The following is a 22207-nucleotide window of genomic DNA, read 5'->3' on the forward strand; positions in this document are numbered from 1 at the left end:
GGAAAAGAGTGTTAACTGTTAGTGGTAAAAGTTCTTACTGAAGGCCCCTCCGTGTCAAGACTGTGGGCGAAGTTTTCAAACTGTTACCTGGCGCACGGCCGCGATCTTGCGTCCGGCGACGCGGCCGACCAGCATGAGGACCATGTCGGACACCGTCGTGGTCGGCCTCGACGTCGGGGGTACGTCCACCCGCGCGGCAGCGCTCAGCCTCGACGGCGCCCGCCTGGGCGCCGGCCGGGCCGGTGGCGGCAACCCGACCAGTCACGGCGCCGAGCGGGCCGCCGCCGAACTGCTCGCCGCCCTGCGCGCGGCGCTCGCCGACATCGACCCGACCCGGGTACGCGCCGGCGTCATCGGCCTCGCCGGAGCCGGCCGCCTCCTGGCCGACCCGAACGGCCGCGACGCGTTCGACAGGGCCTGGGCCGAGGCGGGACTGCGCTGCCCGTACGCGGTGCACGGCGACGCCCTGGTCGCCTACGCCTCCGGCACCGCCGCCCCGGACGGCACGGTGCTCATCGCCGGCACCGGCGCGATCGCCGCCCAGGTACGCGACCTGCGGCTGGACCGCACCGCCGACGGCCACGGCTGGCTGCTCGGCGACGCCGGCTCGGGATTCTGGCTCGGCCGCGAGGCGGTCCGGCGGCTGCTGGCCGATCTGGACCGCGCGGAAGCACCAGGTGACCTGGGCCGACGGGTGCTCACGGAACTGACCGGCGCGACCGAAGTGGACGACCGCCCGCGCGCGACAGTCGACGCCGTGGTGCAGGCGGTGACCCGCCGGCCCCCTGTGGAGCTGGCCCGGCTCGCCCCGCTCGTGGTGTCGTCGGCCCGCGACGAGGAGCCGACGGCAGTCGCGCTGATCGCCGAGGCCGCCGCGGCGCTGGCGGAGAGCGTGTCCCGGATCCGCCCGCCCGGCGCGACCGATCCGGTGGTGCTCGGCGGCGGGCTGCTCACCGGCGACACCCCGCTGGCCGGCGCGGTACGCGCGGAACTGGCCGACCGATGGCCGGACGCGCCGCTTTCCGGTGCCGGGGACGGGGCCGCCGCCGCGGCCTGGCTCGCCGCCCGGGACCTGCCCGAGGTGACCGACGCGGCAGCGCTGCACGCCCGCCTCGTGCCCCCACCCACCTGACCCGCCCCGCTGCGCTGCGGCGCTCGGCGGTGGGGTGGAACGCCATGGGTGTCATAACGCCGGTTTGGCACCCATGGCGTTCCAGTCGCCGCTTCCGGCGGTTCTCGGCGTGGGCCGGGTAATCCGACTGATCAGTATCGGTCTTGCGAGTTCGGCTGATTCGGGTGCCAGCCCTGCGGGGCGGGCTGAGCCGGATGACCCTGCGGCGCGGCGCCGTACGGTGCGGGCTGGCCCGGGGCGGGCTGACCCTGAGCGGGCGGGAACGCCTGGCCGGACTGACCGTGCCCCGCCCCCGGGTACATGCCCGGCTGCTGCTGCCCGCCCGGGTACTGCGGCGCGCCCGCGAACTGCTGCTGACCCCCTGCAAACTGCTGCTGGCCGCCGGGGTGCTGCTGGCCGCCTGCGAACTGCTGCTGTCCGCCGGGGTGCTGCTGCTGGCCGCCGACGAACTGCTGGCCGCCCGGGTACTGCTGCGGCCCGCCCGCGAACTGCTGGCCGCCCGGGAACGCCTGCCCACCGGCGAACTGCTGCGCGCCCGCCTGCTCGCGTGCCTCCTTGCGTGCCTTCACCGCGCGCACGATCAGCAGGATCGGCAGGACGAAGACGTAGAAGAAGATCCGGTAGCTGTCACCGTCGAAGAGGAAGAGCAGGTAGAAGCCGTACCCGAAGAAGGCCAGGCCGATGATCACGTTGAGGATCCGGGAGCCCTTGCCCTGCTCCTTGACGGCTATGCCTACCGCGATCATCGCGATGCCGCCGAGCAACAGCAACAGCGTGTAGATGAGGAAGAACATGAGATTCCTGTCGATAGATGAGCGTGCCGGCTCACCCTAGGTCACTTCGATCTTCTCCACTGCCCCGTTGCCCGTGGCAACGACCTCACTTGAGCTGCCCGGCGGTCAGTCCGGACTGGACCTGGCGCTGGAACGCCACGTACACCACGAGGACCGGCAGCACTGCGATGGTCAGGCCGGCGAACAACTGGGCGTAGTCACCGGCGTAGCCCTGGCTGACCGCCAGCGAACTCAGGCCCTGGGCGAGCATCCGGTCCTGCCCGTCGCCCGGGATCAGCACCTGGGGCAGCAGGAACTGGTTCCAGTGGCTCAGGAAGTTGAAGATCCCGACACTGATCAGTCCCGGTCTCGCCATCGGCAGCATCACCCGGAAGAAGAGCCGGAAGTGCCCGCACCCGTCGATCATCGCGGCCTCCGCCACCGACGTCGGCAGCGTCCGGAAGAACGCGGTCAGGAAGAACACCGTGAACGGCAGCGAGTACGCGGTGTAGACCAGGATCAGCCCCGGCCAGGTGCCGAGCAGGCCGACGCTGCGGACCACGAAGAACAGCGGCACCAGGGCCAGGAACACCGGGAACATCATGCCGCCGACGAACAGGTAGTAGACCACCTGCCGGCCCCGGAACTCGTAGCGCGCGAAGACGTACGCGGCGGTGGCGCCGAGCAGCATGGTCAGGCTCAGCGAGCCGGACACCACCACCAGGCTGTTGAAGAAGAACCGGCCGATGTGCGCGGTGCTCCAGGCCCGCGCCCAGTTGTCGAGGCGCAGCGCCTCGGGCAGCCCCCACGGCTCGGCGATGATCTCGCCGTTGCTCTTCAGCGAGCTGAGCACCATCCAGGCCAGCGGCAGCACCGTCATGGCCGCCCAGAGCATGAGGAAGCCGTGCGAGAAGACGTTCGCCACGCCCAGCTCACGCCGGGGTGGACGGTCGGCCGGGGTGGCCGCGCGGGTCGCCTCGGCGGCCGGGGCGCCGGTGTCCACGGTGGTCACGAGTACTCGATCCGATCACGCCGGGCGGTGCGCAGCGCCAGCACCGCCACCGAGAGGGTCAGGAAGAACATCGCCACACCGATCGCCGAGGCGTACCCGAACTTGTTCTCGCTGCCGAACGACGTGTCGTACATCCGCAGCCCGATCACGTCGGAGGAGAAGTTCGGCCCGCCGTTGGTCATGAGCTGGACCAGGATGAAGCCGTCGAGCGCCGCGATGGCCAGGTAGATCCACGCGACCTGGATGGTGTCCCACAGCAGCGGGATGGTGATCTTCCGCAGCATCGTGGTGCGGGACGCGCCGTCGAGCAGCACCGCCTCGTAGATGTCGCGCGGAATGGCCTGCATGGCGGCGCCGAAGAGCACCACGTAGAAGCCGACGTTGCTCCACACCATCACCGCCAGCACGCACCAGAACGCGAAACGCGGGTCGCCGAGCCAGGCCGGGGTGGCCAGCCCGACGGCGCGCAGGGCGCCGTTGAGCAGGCCACTCGTCGGACTGTAGATCTCCTTCCAGAGCAGCGCGATGATCACCACCGAGAGCACCTGCGGGAAGAAGTAGACGAGCCGGTAGACCGAGGTGCCCCGCACCCCGGTCACCCCGGCCCGGCCCTTGCGTCCGCCCATGGTGAGCATGCTGGCGAAGAACAGTCCCAGCGCGATGGTCACCACCGGCACCACGGCGAGCAGGATCGCGTTGTTCTTCAGGGCGTTCCACACGTACCCGTCGTTCAGCAGCGTGCGGAAGTTCGCCAGGCCGACCGGGTCGGCCTGCGCGGAGTAGCCCATCCAGTCGGTGGTGGAGATCTGAAACGCCTGGAGGTACGGCGAGAGCACGAAGATGCCGTACAACGCCAGCGGGGGCAGCAGGAACGTGAGGATCAGGGGGAGGCGACCCTGTCGCATCACGCGGACCGCTTGTACTTCTTGACCGAGCTGTCCTGCGCGATCGAGTCGGCGCCCTTCTGGCACTGGTCGAGGAACTCTGCCGGACCGATCCGGCCGCTGAAGAACTCGCCGCAGGCCGCGTCGACCAGGTTGCGCTCCAGCTTGCGGTAGTAGTTGTTGTAGACCCAGTTGAAGCCGTTGGACCCGGACGCGTCGAGCGCCTTGACCACGGTGCCGAGCCCGTGCGGCAGGTCGATGCCCTCGGTGGCGCCGGCGACCACGGGCAGGCTGGCGACCTTCCTGGTGAAGTCCTGCGCGCCCTTGCGGGACAGCATGGTCCGGAAGTACTCCAGGCCACCGGCGACGTTCTTCGCCTTCGCCGGCACCATGAACGGCTCGCCCGCGGTGCCCCGGATCGCCTCGTACGGCAGCTTGTCGCCGCTGCCGAGGCTCGGCGTGGGCGCGACTGTCATGTTGAAGCCGGACGGGGTGACGTCCTTCTGCTCGCTCTCCAGCCAGGAGCCGCAGGAGATGAACGCGGCCTTGCCCTGGCACCAGGCGGTCTGCGACTGCTTGTGGTCCAGGCCCGGCGAACCGGCGAGGATGAACTTGTCCTTGACGATCTGGTGCCAGGCGTCGGCGGCGGTCTTCATCGCGTCCGACTTCCAGGCGCCGGGCTCCAGGTTGTCGATGGCCAGCGCGACCGACGGGCCGCCGAACTTGATCGCGGTGGAGATCAGCGGCCAGCTCATGTAACGGGGGTGCACACCGGCGTACGTCCAGGGGGCGATGCCGGCGGCCTTGATCCGGCGGCAGAGCGCGATGTGGTCGTCCCAGGTCTTGGCGTCCTCCCAGCCACGGTCGGCGAAGAGCTTCGTGGAGTGCCAGATGCCGTACACCGTGTAGGTGTAGTTCAGCACCAGGAACCGGCCGTCGTAGGAGCCGACCTCGACGGTGCCGGGCAGCAGCGTGTCCTTGACCGTCTTGCCGGGCGTGTCGAGGCTGGGGGCGGCGAGCAGCTCGCCCAGGTCGGCGATGGCGTTCTGCGAGACCAGGCCGTTGAAGTCGATCTGGCCGGCGCCGGAGTTGTTCACCACGTCGGGCGGGCTGCCGTCGACGAAGCGGGGCTGGAGCGTCTTGCTGATCTCCGCGGTGGCCGAGTGCTTGATCTCCGCCTTCGGGTACCGCTCCTTGTACATGGCCTCGTGGGCCTTGGCGTAGTCCTCGCCGAAGCCGCCGTTGAAGATCACCACCTCGAGCGGGGCGTCCTCGGCGACGCCGAGCGGGTTCTGCTCGCTCTTCGTGCCCTTGTACGCGCCGCCGTCGCCCTCGTCGTCACCACCGGAGGTGGCGCAGCCGGCGAGCAGGCCGGCGGCGGGGGTGGCCAGCAGGCCGGCGGCGGCGCTGCGCCGAAGGATCTCACGCCTGTTCATCGCATCTCCTCGGTTCGGGTACGCCTGGTGAGCAAACCGTTGCTTGTCTTCACGGAAGGCATTTCCACTGAAGAATTTCTACGACAGTGCGACGGGGACCACAAGACCCCTCGACCGATCCGTTATCCGTACCGGTCGCAGCGCGCTCGCCTAGCCTGACCTCATGCGCCGCCTGCGGCAGCTCGCGCAACGCACGCCGCCGGGGCGGGAACGCTACATCGACCTGCTCCGGGCGGTGGCCATCGCCATGGTCGTGCTCGGCCACTGGGGCGTGACCGCGATCGGGTACGACGACGGCCGCCCCGCCGGTCACTCCGCGCTGGCCGACCTGCGCTGGGCCTGGCCGCTGACCTGGGTGGCCCAGGTGATGCCGGTGTTCTTCCTGGTCGGCGGCTACGCGAACGCCGCCTCGCTCACCTCCCGCCGCCGCCGGGGCGGCTCGGCGACGGGCTGGCTGGTCGACCGCAGCGCCCGGCTGGTCCGGCCGACCACCGTGCTGCTGCTGGTCCTGGCCGCCGGCGCGGGGATCGCCACGTTGCGCGGCGCCGACGCGACGCAGGTGCGCGCCGTGGTCTGGTTCGCCACCATCCCGCTGTGGTTCCTGGTCGCCTACGTCGCGGTGGTCGCGCTGACCCCGCCGATGTACGCGCTGCACCGCCGGTTCGGGCTCGCCGTGCCGATGGTGCTCGTGGCGCTGGTCGCGCTCGGCGACCTCGGCCGGCTCCTCGGCCCGGCCGCGCTCGCCGACGGCAACTACCTGCTGGGCTGGCTGGCCGTGCACCAACTCGGTTTCGCCTGGTACGACGCCGCCCGGCCGGACACCCGCGCCGAACACGCCGGACGGCGGGGCCTGCTCCGCCGAGGGCTGCCGCTGTCCCGCCGGGCGGGCGCGCTCCTGCTCGGCGGTGGGCTGGTCGCGCTGGTGCTGCTCACGACGGCCGGGCCGTACCCGGTGGCGATGTTGCACGTCCCCGGTGAGCGGCTGGACAACGCGGCGCCGCCGAGCCTGGCGCTGATGGCCGCTGCCGCCGCCCAGCTCGGCCTGATCCTGCTGCTGCGGCGCCCGGCCGGGCGCTGGCTGCGCCGGTCCGGCCCGTGGCAGGCGGTGCTCGCGGTCAACGCGGTGGTGCTCACCCTGTTCCTCTGGCACCTGACCGCCGCGGTGCTGCTGGTCGGCCTGCTGGACGCGCTCGGCGTGCTGCCCACTCCCCCGGTCGGCTCGGCGGCCTGGTGGGCGTGGCGCGTACCGTGGCTGCTCGCGCTGGCCGCGGTGCTGGCCGTGCTGGTCGGGGTCTTCGGCCCGGTCGAGGCCCGGACCCGCCGCCCGGCCGCGACCGGTCCGGCCGGGGCCGGGCGGCGGCGGCTGCGCGCCGGACTGGCCCTCGCCGGGTACGCGGGCGTGCTGGTCGGCCTGCTGCTGAACAGCCTCGCGCCCAAGACGGCGCCGGAGCCGCTGGGCCTGCCCGCCCCGGCGCTCGTGGCGTACCTGGCCGGGGCGGGTCTGCTGCGGTTGCTCAGGGCCGGGCGGGAGGACCGGCCGGACTGACGTTCACCCGCCGATCGCGCTGTGAACGGCCTCGACCAGGATCGCCAGACCCTCGCGGGCCTCGTCCTCGGTGAGCGTCAGCGGCGGGCCCATCCGGATCACGTTGCCGTACAGGCCGCCCTTGCCCACCAGGAGGCCGCCGGCCCGGCACGCCTCGAAGACGCGGGTGGTCAGCGCCGCGTCCGGCTCGACGGTTCCCGGGTGGACGAACTCGACGGCGAGCATCAGGCCCTTGCCGCGCACCTCGGCGACCTGGCCCAGCCCGGCGGTCGCAGCGCGCAGGCCGTCGCCGAGGATCGCGCCGACCCGGGCGGCGTTGGCCTGGAGGTCGTGGTCGAGCAGGTAGTCGAGCACCGCGTTGCCGGCGGCGGTGGAGACCGGGTTGCCGCCGAACGTGGAGAAGCTGATCGCCGGCACCGACTCCAGCACCTCGGCCCGGCCGACCACCCCGGCCAGCGCGAAGCCGTTGCCGATGCCCTTGGCGAAGGTGAGCAGGTCCGGCGTCACGCCGTGCGCCTGGTAGCCCCAGAAGTGCTCGCCGGTGCGACCCCACCCGGTCTGCACCTCGTCGCTGATCAGCAGGATGCCGTGCTCGTCGAGCACCTTCTTCCAGGCGGCGAAGAGGCCGTCCGGGCCGTGCACGAAGCCGCCGACGCCCTGGACCGGCTCGGCGATCAGGCAGGCCACGTCGCCGGCGGTCTGGGTGGCGAGCACCTCGCGCAGGTCCTCGACCGCCGCGTCGACCCGGTCGGCGGCGTCCAGCCGGGCCAGCAGCCCGCGCAGCCGCTCGCCGGAGTGCAGCCAGGCCACCTGCAACGGGTTCAGCGCGCTGGCCGACCAGCCGCGGTTGCCGGTGACACCCATCGTCGCGTACGACCGGCCGTGGTAGCTGTTGCGCACCGCGAGAATCTGGTGCGAGCGCCGGTGGTTCGTGGCGACCAGCAGCGCGGCCTCGTTCGCCTCGGTGCCGGAGTTGGTGAAGAAGACGCGGGCGTCCGGAATGCCGGAGAGCCGGGCGATCTTCTCGGCCAGCTCGACCTGCTGGCGGATCAGGTAGAGCGTGGAGGTGTGCACGAGGCCGGTACGCAGTTGCCGCTCGACCGCCTCCCGGATCTCCGGGATGTCGTGACCGACCATCGTGGTCAGCACCCCGCCGAAAAAGTCCAGATAGGTCCGGCCGGCCGCGTCGGTGACCCGGCGGCCGGAGCCGGCCACCAGTTCCAGCGGTTCGGCGTAGTAGAGCGGCATCCAGGACGGGAGCACTGCCCGGTGCCGGGCCAGCAGGTCGTCGGAGGTCATCGGCGCACCCTTCAGCGGAGGTGGATCCCCGCACGTTCCCACCACGACCGGGGCCGGGACAACCGGCACCGTGCCGGGAGGCCCGGCGGTAGCATCCGCCGGGTGCGGACGGATCAGGTGACGTTGCCGGGCGGCGTGGCGGGGACGACGCGGGCGCACTTCCTGGCCGGGATCCGGTCCTGGGTGGAGTCCACGCCGGTGCGGGGCCTGGTGGCGCACTTCGGCGGTGACTGGCCCGACGGCGACCTGGCGGCGGTGCTGGCCGGCCTGGACGCGTTCTCGGCCCGCCGCTGGGACTTCCGGCAGGGGCGGGAACGCCCGGACGCCCGGGAGCCGGCGTTCGACCCGGCCACCGCCGAGGTGGTGTTGAGCGCCGCCGCCGCGCTCGGCCTGGTCCGCGCCGTCGCGCCGGCCCGATCCGGGTACGCGCACCTGCTGGTGCTCGGCGGGCTGGCGCACGCCTGCCTGCGGCGCACCGCGTACGCGGCGATGCTGGCCCGGACGGCGGCCGAGGTGACCGGCGAGGTGGCCGTGCTGGGCAGTTTCCGGCCGCTCTCGGCGGCCGAGTGCCGCACGCTCGACGCAGCAGGGCTGTCCGGCTGCGCCACCGAGGTCGACGTCCTGGACGCCGGGGTGCGGCTGGCGTTCGGGGTGGACGCGCCGGACGACGGGCGCGGCGAGCCGGCGGGGCATCCGCACCGCGCCTGGTCCTCGCGCACCTACCGGCCGGCCGGGCTGCCCCCGGTACGGGTGCTCGCCGCGCCGTCGAGCGAGCCGGACCGCCGTCGCGCGCACACCGCCGACACGCAGCGGTTCTGGGCCGAGCACGTGCGGCTGCGCGCGGGCGACGACGTGCTGATGGTGACCGCCCCGATCTACGTGCCGTTCCAGCACTGCGACGCGCTGCGGACGCTCGCCGTGCCGTACGGGTGCGGCATCGAGACGGTCGGGGTGGACCCGGCCACTCGCGCCGCGGTCGACGTACCGGAGCCGACCCTGACGCCGGGCCGCTACCTGCAGGAGATCCGGTCGGCGCTGCGGTCGATGCGCGCGCTGCACGCGACGCTGGCGGCGGGCTGAACCGGCGTGCGGGCCGGTGCCCGGCGAATCGCCGCGCACCGGCCCGAGTGCCGGGTGTCAGTTGACGTAGACGGCCGGACTGCCGGTCTTGCTGGTGTCCTTCACCGGCGAGTACGAGGCGGTGAAGTACGCGGTGCCGAAGCAGAGCGACGGGCCGGAGAACTTGGTGAGCGGCTGGTTGGTGAAGCTGATCGAGTTGGTGCCGTTGGACGCCGTACCGGTGAGCGAGTTCGTGCTCGTCCGGTAGACGCAGGTGATCGTTCCGAGCAGCGAGTTGAGCACGACGGTGCTCTGGATCGGCGCCGTCGTCGTCCCGGAGATCTTGACGACGCCGGCGCTGGTCACCGAGGTGGTGTAGGGCAGGTTGTTGACAGTCACGCTCTGCACGCCGGTGGTGCCGAAGACGTTCGTCGTGCAGCTGGAGAACGACTGCGCGGTCAGGCTCTCGGTCGCGGTGCCGGGAGCGGTCGGGTTGGTCAGCACCTTGGCGCTGAAGCTGGACGCGGCGCACTTGATGCCGGTGGTGCCGCTGGTCGAGGAGTAGAACGTGGCGTTCGTACCGCTGCGCAGGCTGGCCTGGATGACGTCGCCCACCGACACGGCGGTGCCGGCGACGGTCGGGTAGGTCAGCACGGCGCTGGCCAGCGAGGTGGTGGGTGCGGCGGTGGCGGGGGCGGCGCCGACCAGACCGGTCAGCAGCGCCAGGGCGGCGAGGCCCGCGCCGATGCGTCCGTACCTGGGCATGGTTGTTCCTTCCGACAGTGGGACAGGAAACGGTGCCGGCGGCGTCCGGAATGGACGGAGCCGGTGGGCGCGGCGGCCGGAATCGGACCGCCGACGGTGGTGGTGCGCCGTTGCGGCCTCAGCGGGCCGGGCGGCGTGGCGCAGTGCGGCGACGCCGCGTCACCTCGGTCTTCCCGGCCTTGGGGGGACGGGTGCGCGCGGCGATAATGGCAGCCATCCGGCCCTCCTTCGACACGTACGGGGTGACCGACGAGGAGAGATCACCAGCGGTGACGGGGCGTGAACTGAGCGTGTCGAAAGTTATAAACCCCGGAGGGTCGTAAAGTCAACGCATCGAGAGAGGTCGACAGGTGACCGTCCCGAGCCCGCCGCCACCGGCGCCCGTACCCCTGCCGGGCGCCCGCCACGGCCGCGACCCGGACCGCGCCATCAAGCGCGGCCCGCGCCGCGTGCCGGCCGAGGAGGTGGCGGCGACCCAGCGCGACCGCCTCTTCGACGGGCTGGTCCGCGAGGTCGCCGCCCGGGGGTACGACAACGCCCGGGTCAGCGACATCTGCCACGCGGCCGGCGTCACCCGGCCCGCCTTCTACGCGCTTTTCACCGGCAAGCAGGACGCCTTCCTGGCCGCGTACCGGCACGGCATCGCAGTGGTGTCGCACCTGATGGAGGACGCCTACCGCGACGCCGGCCCGGCCTGGCCGGTCGCCGCCCGCGCGGCGCTGCGCACGCTGCTCGACGTGCTGGCCAGCGTGCCCGCCTTCGCCCGGATCGCACTCGTCGAGGTGGACGCGGCCGGGCCGGACGCGCGCCGGGAACGCGACGCGCTGCTGCGCAGCTTCCGCCGGTTCTTCGCCGACGCCGGCCCGGAGCCGGCGGGCACCGAGGTGGATCGCGACGCGTTGGTGTCCACAGTGGTCGGCGGCATCTACGCCACCATCCGGCAACGGGTGGCGCAGGGGCGGGCCGACGAGCTCCCGCTGTTGCTGCCGGTGCTCACGTACGCGGCCACCGCGCCGTTTCTCGGCCCCGAGGGCGCCCGGCGCGCCACCCGGGCCGCCCGGCCGGACGACGGACCGGCCGCCACGGCGCCGTGCGCGCCGACCGGTCATCCCTGACCGATCAGAAACCGCAGCGGTTTTTCACTTTGGCCGCTTTTGGCAAATGCCGCCCAACGATCTGCTACAGGCAGTTGACCGGCCCTTTACTCAGCGGTAACTTCGGCCTGCGCCCACCCGGCGCGGACATCCCGCGAATCCAATTCACATCGTCGCGGATGAATTGATCTCGAAAGGGAGCCAGCATGTCGGAGCAGATCGATCAACCGAGAAGCGGCGTACGCTGGCGCCGGTTCGCCGTCACGCTCGGCACCGTGACGGTCGGCGCGGCCGGCATGGTGATGCTCACCGCCCAGGGTGTCCTCGGCGCGCAGTTCGCCATCTCGGGCATGCCGTTCACCGTCACCGCCGACAAACTGGAGGGGACCGGGTTCGAACAGTTCGCCACGCTCGACCAGATGATCCCGGACAGCCCCAACCAGGGCGACACCGGCGGGCAGGTGCTCGTGATCGTCTCGGCCATCGACAAGGCCGAACTGACGAATCTCTGCCAGAGCATCAACCTGGGCGGGACCAACCTGCGGATCACCGCCGGCAATGCCGGCAAGCCCGTGACCGCCCGCACGCTCGTGGTCGACGGCGACGAGATCGCCGGCAACGCCTCCTTCAAGAACATCGACGTCGGGCAGGACGCCAGCACCGTCGACAAGGTCCCCGGGGTCAAGGGCAACCCGGGCGTGTTCGCCCAGCAGGCCGACACGGTGACCATCACCAACCTGCGGCAGAACAACTACGCCACCACCGCCGCGATCTTCACGCTGCCCAACCTGCGCATGGGCTTCAGCTCCGACGGGTGCTGACGTGACCGCGGGACAGCACACGGCGCCGGCCGCCGGTGTCCGCGCACGCTGGCGGCACTGGCGGCGCGCCCGGCCGTTCACCGCCGGGCTGCTCATCGCGCTCGGCGGCGCGGAGATGCTGGTGACGCTGCGCGCGCCGCTCGGCGTACTGCTGCACGTCGGGCCGCAGGGCCTGGCCGCGTACCTGGTCCCGGCGATCCTGGTGATCTGCGGCGTGCTGCTGATCACCACGCCGCAGCAACGGGTCTTCTACGCGGTGCTCTCCCTGGTGCTCGGGCTGGTCTCCTGGCTCACCTCGAACCTGGGCGGGTTCCTGGTCGGCATGCTGCTGGCGCTGGTGGGCGGGGCGCTCGCGTTCGCCTGGACCCCGGTCAAGCAGCGGGCGGCCCACGCCGAGACGGCGCCTGCGGAGGCGACGCCCGCCGACACGACGCTCGCCGGCACGGCGGCCGCCGCCACCGCGCCCGGACCGCGCGAGCCGGTCGACAGCTCGGCGCCCACCGAGTCGCTCGACGCGCTCCTGACGGCCGAGCCGGGGCCGCCGCGGCACACGCGGGCGGAGCGCGGCTGACTCAGCGGGCGGTGTCCGCCACCGCCTGCGCGAACACCTCGGAGCGGTGCTCGAAGTTGCGGAACCGGCCGTAGCTGGGCGCGGCCGGGGACAGCAGCACCACCCCGCCGGCCGGGGTGAGCTTGCGGGACAGCCCGACGGCGGCGACCAGGTCGTCGGCCAGCTCGGTACGCACCGACGGCAGCCCGGACAGCGCCTCCACGATGCGGGGGCCGCTGTCCGGCACGCCGATCACGGTGATCTCCCGATCGGCCAGGTGCGCGCGCAGCGGGCTGTAGTCCAGCCCCCGGTCGGCGCCGCCGACGATCACCGTCAGCGGCCGCCCCTCGTACGCGTCGATCGCGTGCATGGCCGCGTACGGGCTGGTCGCGAGCGTGTCGTCGACGAACGTCAGCCCGGACTGGTCGGCGATCTCGGTGAGCCGGTGCGCCAGGCCCTGGAACTCGGCGACCGCGACGGCGAGGCTGTCCTTGCGCGCCACCACGTCGACGCCGAGCGCGTCCAGCACGGCGAGCGCGACGCAGAGGTTGCCCTCGTTGTGCCGCCCGACCAGCGGCAGCACCGCGCGCGGGAACAGCGGCGTGTCCCGCAGGTGGAACCACTGCGCACCGTCCGGGCCGGTCGCCACGTGCGTGGTGTCCGGCGAGCCGGCCCGGATCGCGGGCCGGTCACCCAGTTCCGCCGCCAGGCGCGGGTCGGCGCCGTTGACGACGACGGCGTGCGGTCCGTGCGCGATCAGGTTCAGCTTGTCCCGGTAGTACTCCCGCTCACCGCCGTGCGCGTCCAGGTGCTCGGGGAACAGCGCGGTCACCACCGCCACCCGGGGCGAGTCGGTCAGGTCGGCGCACTGGTAGCTGGACAGCTCCAGCACGTACAGCTCCGCCTCCGGCAGGTCCAGCAACGGCACCCCGATGTTGCCGCCGAACACGTTCGGCCGGTCCATCGCGGTGAGCAGGTGGCTGATCAGGCTGGACGTGGTGCTCTTGCCCTTGCTGCCGGTCACCCCGACGGTCCGGTCCGCGTGGTCGCCCATCCACAGCGCGCTGCCCTGGGTCACCGGCACGGACCGGCGGCGCAGCTCCACCATCCACGGGTGGGTGTTCGGCACCCCGGGCGAGCGGACCACGACGTCCGCGGCGGCCAGCCGGTCGAAGCCCTCCTCGCCGGTCACGAGCGGCGCCGCGTCGGCGAGCGGGCCCTCCCAGGGCAGGGTGAGGAAGTTGGCGCTGTCGTCGACGACGACCAGGCCGGCCGGCCCGTGCGCGGCGATCGCGGTCACCGCGGCCCGGCCCTCGCGGCCGGCGCCCCAGACGGCGACATGACGTCCGCGCAGATCAGACAGGCGCACGGGCTCTCCTCGGAACTCGGTCGGTGCACGGCGGTCGGGGGTCGGCCCAGCCGGACACGGGCGGACGAACCAGGGCCTAGTATGGCGTGTGCCCAACGAGCAGCTGCGGCGGATGGACGCCTTCACCTTCCCGTCCTACTCGATCGACTTCGCCACCGGCGAGGTCCTGTTCGACTACGCCCTGACCGGTCCCGACGGCGAGCAGCGATTCACCGAGGTGATCACGCTTCCGCTGCCGTCCGAGCCGGTCTCCGACGCCACCGCGGCCACCCTGGCGCGGGTCCTGGAGCTGCTGCACGTCGTCGCCGGCGTCAGCTACTACAAGGCCGCCGCGCCGCCCCGGCTGGTGCTGCCCGCGCCGCTGGGCGCCGCCGCCGTCGAGCTGGTCACCGCCGTCTACACCAAGGGCCTCGCCGAGTACGCGTACCGCAACGACCTGCCGTACGTGCTGGAACTGCGCCCCGAGGTGCCCGCCGGGACGGTGGACCCGGCGACGCCGCTGGACAACTCCGACCGCCGTCCGCTGTCGGCGGTGGGCGGCGGCAAGGACTCCATCGTCACGCTGGAGGCGCTGCGCCGCGCCGGCCTCGACCCGGTGCCCTTCTCGGTCAACCCGAACCACGTGATCGTGTCGGTGAACGAGGCGTCCGACCTGGTGCCGCTGGCCGCCCGGCGGCGGCTGGACCCGGTGCTGTTCGAGCTGAACGCCGCTGGCGCCCGCAACGGGCACATCCCGGTCACCGCGATCAACTCGCTGATCGCGGTCGCCACCGCCGTGCTGCACGGCCTCGGCCCGGTGGTGATGTCCAATGAGCGCTCGGCGTCCGAACCGAACCTGAGCTGGCAGGGCCACGAGATCAACCACCAGTGGTCCAAGGGCGTCGAGGCGGAAGGGCTGCTGCGCGCGGCGCTGGCCGAGCACGCCGGGCTCACCGAGCCGTACTTCTCGCTGCTGCGCTCCCTGTCCGAGCTGCACATCGCCCGGCTGTTCGCCGAGATCGACCGGTACGACGCGGTGGTGACCAGCTGCAACGCCGCGTTCAAGCTGCGCGACGCGAGCGAGCGCTGGTGCCGGGACTGCCCGAAGTGCCGCTTCGTGTTCCTGGCCATGGCGCCGTTCATGCCCCGGGAGCGGCTGACCGGCATCTTCGGCGGCGACCTGCTGGCCGACGAGTCCCAGGTGCCCGGCTACCGGGAGCTGCTCGGCGTCGACGGGCACAAGCCGTTCGAGTGCGTCGGCGAGGTGGAGGAGTCGGTCGTGGCGCTGAGCCTGCTCGCCCAGCAGGACCAGTGGCGCGACGCCCCGGTGGTACGCGCCCTGGTCGCGGCCCTGCCCGACACCGCCTGGCAGGCGGCGGCGACCTCCGACGTGTTCACCCCCGGCGGCCCGAACTTCGTCCCCGCCCTCTACGCCAAGGCCCTCACCGCCCTAACCTGACCCCGCCCGGTCCTCGCCCCACCCCGCCCCACCCGGTCCTCGCCCCGGCCCGCCCCGCCCCGTCGATCATGAAGTTGGCGGGGCGAATTCGGGCGAAACACCGGCCTAACCTCATGATCACCGCCTCGGCCCCATCGATCTTGGAGTTGTGGCGGCGCGCATAAGCCGTGATTCTGGGCATCTTGGGCGCCACAACTCCAAGATCGGCGAGATCAGCCCGGCCGGGGGGCGGGTGCGTGGGTCAGGGGGTGCGGATGGCGTCCAGGGCCAGCAGGGCCACGTGCAGGGAGAGGCACCTGTCGACCGAGTCCAGGTCGGCGTCGAGGATGCGGCCGATCCGGGCCAGCCGCTCGTAGAAGGCCGGCCGGGACAGGTGCGCCGCGGCCGCCCCGGCCGACTTGTTCCGCCCCTGCTCCAGGTATGCGCGCAGCGTGCCGAGCAACTGCTCGCGGGGGTGCTGGGCGTCGTACGTGAGCAGCGGCCCGAGTTCACGCTCGACGAACGTCTGCAACCGGGGCTCGTCGCGCAGCAGGTGCAGCAAACCGGCCAGCCCGACGTGCGGCAACCGGTAGCAGGGCAGGTCACGCGGGTCCCGCCGGGCCGCCTCGGCGATCTGGCGCGCCTCGACAAGTGAGCGGCGCGCCTCGCGCAGACTGCCCACGCCGGAACCGGCCGCCACCACGATCGTCGGCCGCGACGGGACCTCGACCGGCCGCGCCGGCCGTCCGGACGCCGAGCGGTCGGCCGCGGACCGACCGGACTGCGGGGACCTGTCGGCCGGATCCGAGGGGCGAGAGGCCGGAGGGCGGGCGGGTGCGGCGTCGAGGCGTACCCGGCGCAACGCCGTGGCGAATGCGGCGAGTGCCTTCTCCTCGGCGGCCGCGTCGGGCAGTGCCAGCAGCGCCCCCACCGCATGGTCGTCGACGGCGCTGGTCAGGGCGGTGAGTTTGGCGTCCCGCACGGCCTGGCCGACCGCCTCGGCGAGGTCGCGCAGGCGGGCCGGGCCGGCCTCGGGGTCGGCGTCGGCGCCCGGGCCGGCGTCGGCGGCCGGCTCGTCCCCACGGTGCCGGACCACCACGCCGACCAGGTGCCGGCGGTCCAGGACGACGCCGAGCGCCTTGGCGCGCAGCGCCACCTCGTCCACCGGGCGGGAGTGGTCGATGAGCGCGGTCAGCAGCGTGCGGTGGATCTGCCGTTCCAGGCCCTCGGCGTCGCGCCGGATCAGCCGCCCCAGGGCCAGCGTGGAGGCGGCCCGCTCGATGAGGATGGTCAGCCGGGTCGGCGGGGTGGACTCGGCGACCGGCCAGCGCAGCAGCAGCCGTCCCCAGTCCTGTCCGCGCGCCCCGACTGTGGTGACGAGCCAGCCGCTGCCCGGGTCGTACGCGGTGCGCCCGGCCGGGCGGATCTGCCGGGAGTGCTGTTCCCAGCCGTCCAGCAGCAGCTCCGCGTTCTCCCCCGCCGGGTCGTACGCGAGCACCTGCCGGGACAGGTTCTCCAGCACCATCGGGCAGCCGGCCAGTTCGGCGGCCTGCCGCAGCACCTCGGCCGGTTCGGCGCCCTCGACGGACAGGTCGGTGAACCGCTGGTGGATCTCCTCGGTGGCGCGCAGCTCGGTGAGCTGGGCGTCCACGATCAGGCCGTGGACCGCCTCGGTGATCCGGACGAACGGGGTGCCCCGGCGCAACTCGACCAGGGGCAGGCCGCGGCGTTCGGCGGCGGCGGCCATCACCCGGGGCACACCGGTGAGGTACCGGCGGCCGAGCTCGACCACCAGTCCGGAGGCGCCGACGTCGGCCAGGGTGCCGATGAACTCGCGCAGCCCGGCGTCGTCGGTCGGCAGCCCGATCCCGGTGGTCAGGACCAGCTCCCCGCCGCCCAGCAGGGTGGCGATGTCGGGCACCTCGGCGATGTGCACCCACCGTACCGGCCGGTCCAGCCCGGCGTTCCCGGCGACCAGGCGCGGCGCACCGTGGCGCATGGGCACCAGGTCCAGGACCTCACGCACGGTAGGGAACACGGGCGACACGCTACCCTGCGTCACCGTCGTTGCCGAGGGCCGCACCGGCCGGCTCGCCGGGGAGGACGAGCCGGCCGACTGCGGGATCAGTCGACGCCGAACTCCATGGCGGCCCGGTCGAGCGCCTCGTCCTCGGCCGTGGGCACGCCCCGGGACGCGATGGCCTCGGCGCCGCCCTGCGGCATGGCGCCGATCAGCCCGGTCGAGGCGGCCTGGGCGGCGCCCACGACCCGCTGCGGGTTGCCGCCGCCGACCATGCCGACGGAGGCGTACTGCTCCAGCTTGGCGCGGGAGTCGGCGATGTCGAGGTTGCGCATGGTGAGCTGGCCGATCCGGTCGGCCGGGCCGAACGCCGAGTCCTGGGTGCGCTCCATCGACAGCTTGTCCGGGTGGTAGCTGAACGCCGGGCCGGTGGTGTCGAGGATCGAGTAGTCCTCGCCCCGGCGCAGCCGCAGCGTGACCTCGCCGGTGACCGCCGTGCCGACCCAGCGCTGCAGCGACTCGCGCAGCATCAGCGCCTGCGGGTCCAGCCAGCGGCCCTCGTACATGAGGCGGCCGAGGCGACGGCCCTCGTTGTGGTAGTTCGCCAGCGTGTCCTCGTTGTGGATGGCGTTCACCAGCCGCTCGTACGCGGCGTGCAGCAGCGCCATGCCGGGCGCCTCGTAGATGCCCCGGCTCTTGGCCTCGATGATCCGGTTCTCGATCTGGTCGGACATGCCCAGGCCGTGCCGGCCGCCGATGGCGTTGGCCTCCAGCACCAGGTCGACGGCGCTGCCGAACTCCTTGCCGTTGATCGTCACGGGGCGGCCCTGGTCGAAGCCGATGGTGACGTCCTCGGTGGGGATCTCCACGGACGGGTCCCAGAACTTCACGCCCATGATCGGCTCGACCGTCTCGATGCCGGTGTCGAGGTGTTCGAGCGTCTTGGCCTCGTGGGTGGCGCCCCAGATGTTGGCGTCGGTGGAGTACGCCTTCTCGGTGCTGTCCCGATACGGCAGGCCGCGCTCCAGCAGCCACTCCGACATCTCGGTGCGGCCGCCCAGTTCGGTGACGAAGTCGGTGTCCAGCCACGGCTTGTAGATCCGCAGCTGCGGGTTGGCCAGCAGGCCGTAGCGGTAGAACCGCTCGATGTCGTTGCCCTTGAACGTCGAGCCGTCGCCCCAGATCTGCACGTCGTCGGCGATCATCGCCCGCACGAGCAGCGTGCCGGTCACGGCCCGGCCCAGCGGGGTGGTGTTGAAGTAGGCCCGCCCGCCGGAGCGGATGTGGAAGGCGCCGCAGGTCAGCGCCGCCAGCCCTTCCTCGACCAGGGCAGCGCGGCAGTCGACGAGCCGGGCGACCTCGGCGCCGTAGGTGTGGGCGCGGCCGGGCACCGAGGCGATGTCGGGCTCGTCGTACTGGCCGATGTCGGCGGTGTAGGCGCACGGGACGGCGCCCTTGTCGCGCATCCACGCGACCGCGACCGAGGTGTCGAGGCCGCCGGAGAAGGCGATGCCGACACGTTCGCCGATGGGCAGGGAGGTGAGAACCTTGGACACAAGGAAGATTATGCACCCTCTCGCATGGTCATGCAAGCCGTACGTCAGAGCAGGTCGTCGCGCCCCAGCTCCCAGAACGCCACCGCCGCGGCGGCGGCCACGTTCAGCGAGTCCACGCCGCGCCGCATCGGGATCACCACCCGCACGTCGCTGGCCGCCTGCGCCGCCGCGGTCAGCCCCGGCCCCTCCGCCCCGAGCAGCAACGCCGCCCGCCCCCGCTGCGCCGGGGTCAGCCGCTGCATCGGTACGGCATCAGGCGCGGGCGTCATGGCGAGCACCGTGAACCCGGCCGCCCGGACCTGGTCCAGCCCCGCGGGCCAGCTGTCGAGCTTCGCGTACGGGACCGCGAACACCTCGCCCATGCTGACCCGTACGCTGCGCCGGTAGAGCGGGTCGGCGCAGGTCGGGGACAGCAGCACCGCGTCGACGCCGAGCGCGGCAGCGCCCCGGAAGATCGCGCCCAGGTTCGTGTGGTTGTTGACGTCCTCCAGGATCACCACCCGCCGGGCGGCGGCCAGCACCTCGTCGGCCGACGGCAGCGGCCTGCGGTGGAACGACGCGAGCACGCCCCGGTGCACGTGGAAGCCGGTGGCCCGCTGGAGCACGTCCGGCGTGGCCGCGTACACCGGGGTGTCGCCGGTGTCGAGGTCGGCGAGCTGGTCCACCCGCTTGGCGTCGACCAGGTACGACCGGGCCGGGTAGCCGGCCCGCAGCGCCCGCCGCAGCACCAGTTCCCCCTCGGCGATGAACAGCCCGTGCGGCGGTTCCCAGCGCGTACGCAGCTCCACGTCGGTGAGCGCGCGGTAGTCGGCGATCCGGTCGTCGTCGGGGTCGGTGATCTCGTGGACGGGCACCAGGCGATTCTGCCCGGCCCGCCCGGTCGCCCCGGCACGGGCCGGGTTTCCACCGCCCCGGGCGGGGAACGGAGCCGAAGGCCGACGCGACGGAGGGACCACGATGGGCGCGGATCACGACGGCAACCTCCCCCGCGACGCCACAGTTGCCGACTACCTGGTGGCCCGGCTCGCCGAATGGGGTGTGCACCGCTACTACGGCTACCCGGGCGACGGGATCAACGGCATGACCTCGGCGCTGCAACGCGCCGAGGGGCGTGCCCGGTTCATCCAGGTCCGGCACGAGGAGACCGCCGGTTTCGCGGCCGGCGCGCACGTCAAGTACGGCGGCGGCCCGCTCGGCTGCGTGGTGGTGACCAGCGGCCCGGGCGCGATCCACGCCCTCAACGGCCTCTACGACGCCAAGCTGGACCACCAGCCGGTGGTCGCGCTGCTCGGGCACACCGCGCTGCCCGCCGAGGGCGGCGGCTACTACCAGGAAGTGGACCTGCTCTCGCTCTACAAGGACGTGGCCTCGGCCTTCCTGGCCCAGCTCGACGACCCGTCCCAGGCCCGGCACCTGGTGGACCGGGCCTGCCGCACCGCGCTGGCCCGGCGTACCGTGACCGCCCTGGTCCTCCCCTCCGACGTGCAGGACCTGCCGGCGGTGCCGCACCCGCCGCACGCCCACGGCTACTACCACACCAGCGCGGTGCCGAGCAGCACGCCGACAGTGCCGCCGGAGGCCGACGTGCGCCGTGCCGCCGAGGTGCTGCGCGGCGGCGAGCGGGTGGCGATGCTGGTCGGGCAGGGCGCGCTGGGCGCGGAGGACGAGGTACGCCGGATCGCCGACCGGCTCGGCGCCGGGGTCGCCACCGCGCTGCTCGGCTTCGCCGCCGTCGACCACCGCCAGCCCTGGGTGACCGGCGCGATCGGCCTGCTCGGCAGCCGCCCGAGCTGGCAGCTCATGCGCGAGTGCGACCGGCTGCTAATCGTCGGCAGCCAGATGCCGTACTCGGAGTTCTACCCGCCTGAGGGCCAGGCCCGGGCGGTGCAGATCGACATCGACGGCACCCGGATGGGGCTGCGCTACCCGACCGAGGTGAACCTGACCGGTGACGCCGGGCCGACGCTGCGCGCCCTGCTCAGGGAGCTGGGTCCGGGGCCGGGCCCGACCGCCTGGCGGGCCACGATCGCCGACGCCACCGGCAAGTGGCGGGCCTCCCAACGCGAGGTCGCCGCCCAGCCGGCCGACCCGGTCAACCCGCAGTCGCTGTTCGCCACGCTCGACGACGCGCTGCCAGGCGACGCCATGCTCGCTGTGGACTGCGGCACCGCCACCGCCTGGTACGCCCGCCACGTGCGGGTCCGCCCCGGCATGCTGGCCAGCCTCTCCGGCACGCTGCTCTCCATGGGCGGCGGGATGCCGTACGCGCTGGCGGCGAAGTTCGCCCACCCGGACCGCCCGGTGATCGCGCTGCTCGGCGACGGGGCGATGCAGATGAACGGCGTCAACGAGCTGATCACGGTGGCGAAGTACTGGCGGGAGTGGTCCGACCCCCGGTTCGTGGTGCTGGTGCTCAACAACCGGGACCTGGCGTTCGTCAGCTGGGAGCAGCGGTCCGGCGAGGGCACGCCGATGTTCCCGGACAGCCAGGACCTGCCCGACGTGGCGTACCACAGGTGGGCGGAGGTGCTGGGGCTCGGCGGCGAGCTTGTCGACTCCGCCGGCCGGGTGGGCGGCTTGTGGCAGCGGGTGCTCGACGCGGACCGCCCGGTGGTGGTGAACGCGGTGGTGGACCCGGCCGAGCTGATGCTGCCGCCGCACTTCACCGCCGAGCAGGCCCGCAAGACCGCCGCGGCGGCCGGGCGCGGGGACAGCGACCGGGCCGGCATCGTGCGCCGCGGCGTACCGGCGGTGCTCGCCACGTACCGGCCCCGCCGCCGGGGGCGCTGACCCGTCAGGCCCGCGCGTAGCGCAGCAGCACCGACCGCCCGTCGAAGGTGCGCGTCCCGACCAACCGCAGGCTCTGCCGGGCCAGGCCGGGCAGCACCTGCCGCCCGCCGCCGAGCACCACCGGGTGCACGATCACCTGGAACTCGTCGACGAGCCCGAGCGCGGCCAGCGCCGTCGCCGCGCCGGTGCCGCCGGTGAGCAGCAGGTCACCGGGGAACCGCTCGCGGACCTCGGCGAACTCCTTCGCCAGGTCGCCGCCGCCGACCACCACGGCGCCGTGGCCGGCCTCGGCGAGCGTGCGGGAGACCACGACCTTCGGGGTACGCCGCCAGATCGGCGCGAACGCCAGGTCGTGTGGATGGTCGGAGATCGACTCGACCTGCGGCCAGTAGGCGGCCATCATCTCCCACACCCGCCGCCCGTAGACGAAGGCGGCGGCCCGCTCGGACAGGTCCATCGAGTACGCGGACAGCTCCTCCCCCATCTCCGGCCAGTCGAACTCGCCGTTCGGCCCCTCGATGAAGCCGTCGACCGACGTGTGCACCCAGTAGATGACAGTGCCCATGATGTGTTCCTCCGCGTTGCGGCGCGTCCCGGTCGGGCGCGCTCGCCGGTGGGTCGGAGCCGTCCGGCCGGATCCGACAACCCGGCCCCGACGACTCCCGGCCGGGCTGACCGCTCCCG

19 protein-coding genes are annotated in these 22207 nt (G+C 72.9%); 8 read left to right on the forward strand and 11 right to left on the reverse strand.

All coding sequences use genetic code 11. The annotated features are described in order from the left end of the window. Positions 1-142 precede the first annotated feature (142 nt). Positions 143-1132, forward strand: coding sequence for an N-acetylglucosamine kinase (locus MicB006_RS15915; RefSeq protein WP_116507120.1), 990 nt, complete (start codon positions 143-145; stop codon positions 1130-1132). Positions 1133-1263: 131 nt separating this feature from the next. Here MicB006_RS15915 and MicB006_RS15920 read toward each other — a convergent pair whose 3' ends face one another. From MicB006_RS15920 to ngcE, 4 genes are all read right to left on the reverse strand, one after another. Further along, on the reverse strand, positions 1264-1926 hold the full coding sequence (locus tag MicB006_RS15920) for a hypothetical protein (protein ID WP_225980384.1): 663 nt from the start codon (positions 1924-1926) through the stop codon (positions 1264-1266). An 85-nt stretch (positions 1927-2011) separates the two neighbouring features. Beyond that, positions 2012-2917, reverse strand: a complete 906-nt coding sequence (locus tag MicB006_RS15925) for a carbohydrate ABC transporter permease (RefSeq protein WP_116507121.1) — start codon at positions 2915-2917, stop codon at positions 2012-2014. Beyond that, positions 2914-3822, reverse strand: coding sequence for a carbohydrate ABC transporter permease (locus MicB006_RS15930; RefSeq protein ID WP_116507122.1), 909 nt, complete (start codon positions 3820-3822; stop codon positions 2914-2916). The genes MicB006_RS15925 and MicB006_RS15930 overlap by 4 nt, the downstream gene beginning before the upstream one ends. Further along, positions 3822-5237 carry an N-acetylglucosamine/diacetylchitobiose ABC transporter substrate-binding protein gene (gene ngcE / locus MicB006_RS15935; protein ID WP_116507123.1) on the reverse strand — a complete coding sequence of 472 codons (1416 nt, stop codon included), beginning with the start codon at positions 5235-5237 and terminating at the stop codon, positions 3822-3824. The genes MicB006_RS15930 and ngcE overlap by 1 nt, the downstream gene beginning before the upstream one ends. 163 nt (positions 5238-5400) lie before the next feature. On the opposite strand from ngcE, the gene MicB006_RS15940 reads away from it, so the two are divergent. After that, entirely contained in the window at positions 5401-6783 is a 1383-nt protein-coding gene (locus tag MicB006_RS15940) for an acyltransferase (protein ID WP_116507124.1), read from the forward strand. A 3-nt stretch (positions 6784-6786) separates the two neighbouring features. Here the strand turns inward: MicB006_RS15940 and MicB006_RS15945 are convergent, their stop codons facing one another. Then, positions 6787-8082, reverse strand: coding sequence for an aspartate aminotransferase family protein (locus MicB006_RS15945; RefSeq protein WP_073831321.1), 1296 nt, complete (start codon positions 8080-8082; stop codon positions 6787-6789). A gap of 117 nt (positions 8083-8199) precedes the next feature. On the opposite strand from MicB006_RS15945, the gene MicB006_RS15950 reads away from it, so the two are divergent. After that, on the forward strand, positions 8200-9162 hold the full coding sequence (locus tag MicB006_RS15950; RefSeq protein WP_116507126.1) for a hypothetical protein: 963 nt from the start codon (positions 8200-8202) through the stop codon (positions 9160-9162). A gap of 57 nt (positions 9163-9219) precedes the next feature. Here MicB006_RS15950 and MicB006_RS15955 read toward each other — a convergent pair whose 3' ends face one another. Beyond that, on the reverse strand, positions 9220-9906 hold the full coding sequence (locus MicB006_RS15955; protein WP_116507127.1) for a Tat pathway signal sequence domain protein: 687 nt from the start codon (positions 9904-9906) through the stop codon (positions 9220-9222). Positions 9907-10256: 350 nt separating this feature from the next. On the opposite strand from MicB006_RS15955, the gene MicB006_RS15960 reads away from it, so the two are divergent. The 3 genes from MicB006_RS15960 to MicB006_RS15970 all read left to right on the forward strand — a co-directional run bounded on the left by MicB006_RS15960 (position 10257) and on the right by MicB006_RS15970 (position 12392). Then, the gene (locus MicB006_RS15960) at positions 10257-11021 is read left to right on the forward strand and encodes a TetR/AcrR family transcriptional regulator (protein WP_116507128.1); all 765 of its coding nucleotides are present in this window, start codon (positions 10257-10259) and stop codon (positions 11019-11021) included. A gap of 185 nt (positions 11022-11206) precedes the next feature. Further along, complete coding sequence (locus MicB006_RS15965) at positions 11207-11821, forward strand: DUF6230 family protein (RefSeq protein WP_116507129.1); 615 nt, start codon at positions 11207-11209, stop codon at positions 11819-11821. Between the two features lies 1 nt (position 11822). After that, positions 11823-12392: a DUF6114 domain-containing protein gene (locus tag MicB006_RS15970; RefSeq protein ID WP_116507130.1), complete on the forward strand. Its 570-nt coding sequence runs from the start codon at positions 11823-11825 to the stop codon at positions 12390-12392. Between the two features lies 1 nt (position 12393). Here the strand turns inward: MicB006_RS15970 and murD are convergent, their stop codons facing one another. Then, the gene (murD, locus tag MicB006_RS15975; RefSeq protein WP_116507131.1) at positions 12394-13740 is read right to left on the reverse strand and encodes a UDP-N-acetylmuramoyl-L-alanine--D-glutamate ligase; all 1347 of its coding nucleotides are present in this window, start codon (positions 13738-13740) and stop codon (positions 12394-12396) included. A gap of 88 nt (positions 13741-13828) precedes the next feature. Between murD and MicB006_RS15980 the strand changes: the two genes are divergently transcribed. Then, complete coding sequence (locus MicB006_RS15980) at positions 13829-15178, forward strand: hypothetical protein (protein ID WP_116507133.1); 1350 nt, start codon at positions 13829-13831, stop codon at positions 15176-15178. Positions 15179-15419: 241 nt separating this feature from the next. On the opposite strand, the gene MicB006_RS15985 is transcribed toward MicB006_RS15980, so the two are convergent. The 3 genes from MicB006_RS15985 to MicB006_RS15995 form a co-directional block, all read right to left on the reverse strand. Continuing rightward, positions 15420-17204, reverse strand: coding sequence for a PucR family transcriptional regulator (locus MicB006_RS15985; protein WP_073831328.1), 1785 nt, complete (start codon positions 17202-17204; stop codon positions 15420-15422). Positions 17205-17281: 77 nt separating this feature from the next. Then, on the reverse strand, positions 17282-18733 hold the full coding sequence (gene argG, locus MicB006_RS15990) for an argininosuccinate synthase (protein WP_116507134.1): 1452 nt from the start codon (positions 18731-18733) through the stop codon (positions 17282-17284). Between the two features lie 44 nt (positions 18734-18777). After that, on the reverse strand, positions 18778-19590 hold the full coding sequence (locus tag MicB006_RS15995) for an RNA methyltransferase (protein ID WP_225980818.1): 813 nt from the start codon (positions 19588-19590) through the stop codon (positions 18778-18780). Between the two features lie 100 nt (positions 19591-19690). Here MicB006_RS15995 and MicB006_RS16000 point away from each other — a divergent pair, with 100 nt between their 5' ends. After that, positions 19691-21523, forward strand: a complete 1833-nt coding sequence (locus tag MicB006_RS16000; protein WP_116507136.1) for a thiamine pyrophosphate-requiring protein — start codon at positions 19691-19693, stop codon at positions 21521-21523. 4 nt (positions 21524-21527) lie between these two features. On the opposite strand, the gene MicB006_RS16005 is transcribed toward MicB006_RS16000, so the two are convergent. Beyond that, entirely contained in the window at positions 21528-22088 is a 561-nt protein-coding gene (locus MicB006_RS16005; protein ID WP_116507138.1) for a dihydrofolate reductase family protein, read from the reverse strand. Positions 22089-22207: the final 119 nt, after the last annotated feature.

The sequence above is a fragment of the Micromonospora sp. B006 genome (assembly GCF_003408515.1).
GTDB lineage: Bacteria > Actinomycetota > Actinomycetes > Mycobacteriales > Micromonosporaceae > Micromonospora > Micromonospora echinospora_A.

Bases quoted from the DNA above. Each gene is read 5' to 3' on its own strand.
- MicB006_RS15920 (WP_225980384.1), bottom strand. From the start codon at position 1,926: ATGTTCTTCCTCATCTACACGCTGTTGCTGTTGCTCGGCGGCATCGCG.
- MicB006_RS15945 (WP_073831321.1), bottom strand. From the start codon at position 8,082: ATGACCTCCGACGACCTGCTGGCCCGGCACCGGGCAGTGCTCCCGTCC.
- MicB006_RS16005 (WP_116507138.1), bottom strand. From the start codon at position 22,088: ATGGGCACTGTCATCTACTGGGTGCACACGTCGGTCGACGGCTTCATC.
- MicB006_RS15965 (WP_116507129.1), top strand. From the start codon at position 11,207: ATGTCGGAGCAGATCGATCAACCGAGAAGCGGCGTACGCTGGCGCCGG.
- MicB006_RS16000 (WP_116507136.1), top strand. From the start codon at position 19,691: ATGGGCGCGGATCACGACGGCAACCTCCCCCGCGACGCCACAGTTGCC.
- MicB006_RS15915 (WP_116507120.1), top strand. From the start codon at position 143: ATGTCGGACACCGTCGTGGTCGGCCTCGACGTCGGGGGTACGTCCACC.
- ngcE (WP_116507123.1), bottom strand. From the start codon at position 5,237: ATGAACAGGCGTGAGATCCTTCGGCGCAGCGCCGCCGCCGGCCTGCTG.
- MicB006_RS15940 (WP_116507124.1), top strand. From the start codon at position 5,401: ATGCGCCGCCTGCGGCAGCTCGCGCAACGCACGCCGCCGGGGCGGGAA.
- MicB006_RS15930 (WP_116507122.1), bottom strand. From the start codon at position 3,822: ATGCGACAGGGTCGCCTCCCCCTGATCCTCACGTTCCTGCTGCCCCCG.
- MicB006_RS15955 (WP_116507127.1), bottom strand. From the start codon at position 9,906: ATGCCCAGGTACGGACGCATCGGCGCGGGCCTCGCCGCCCTGGCGCTG.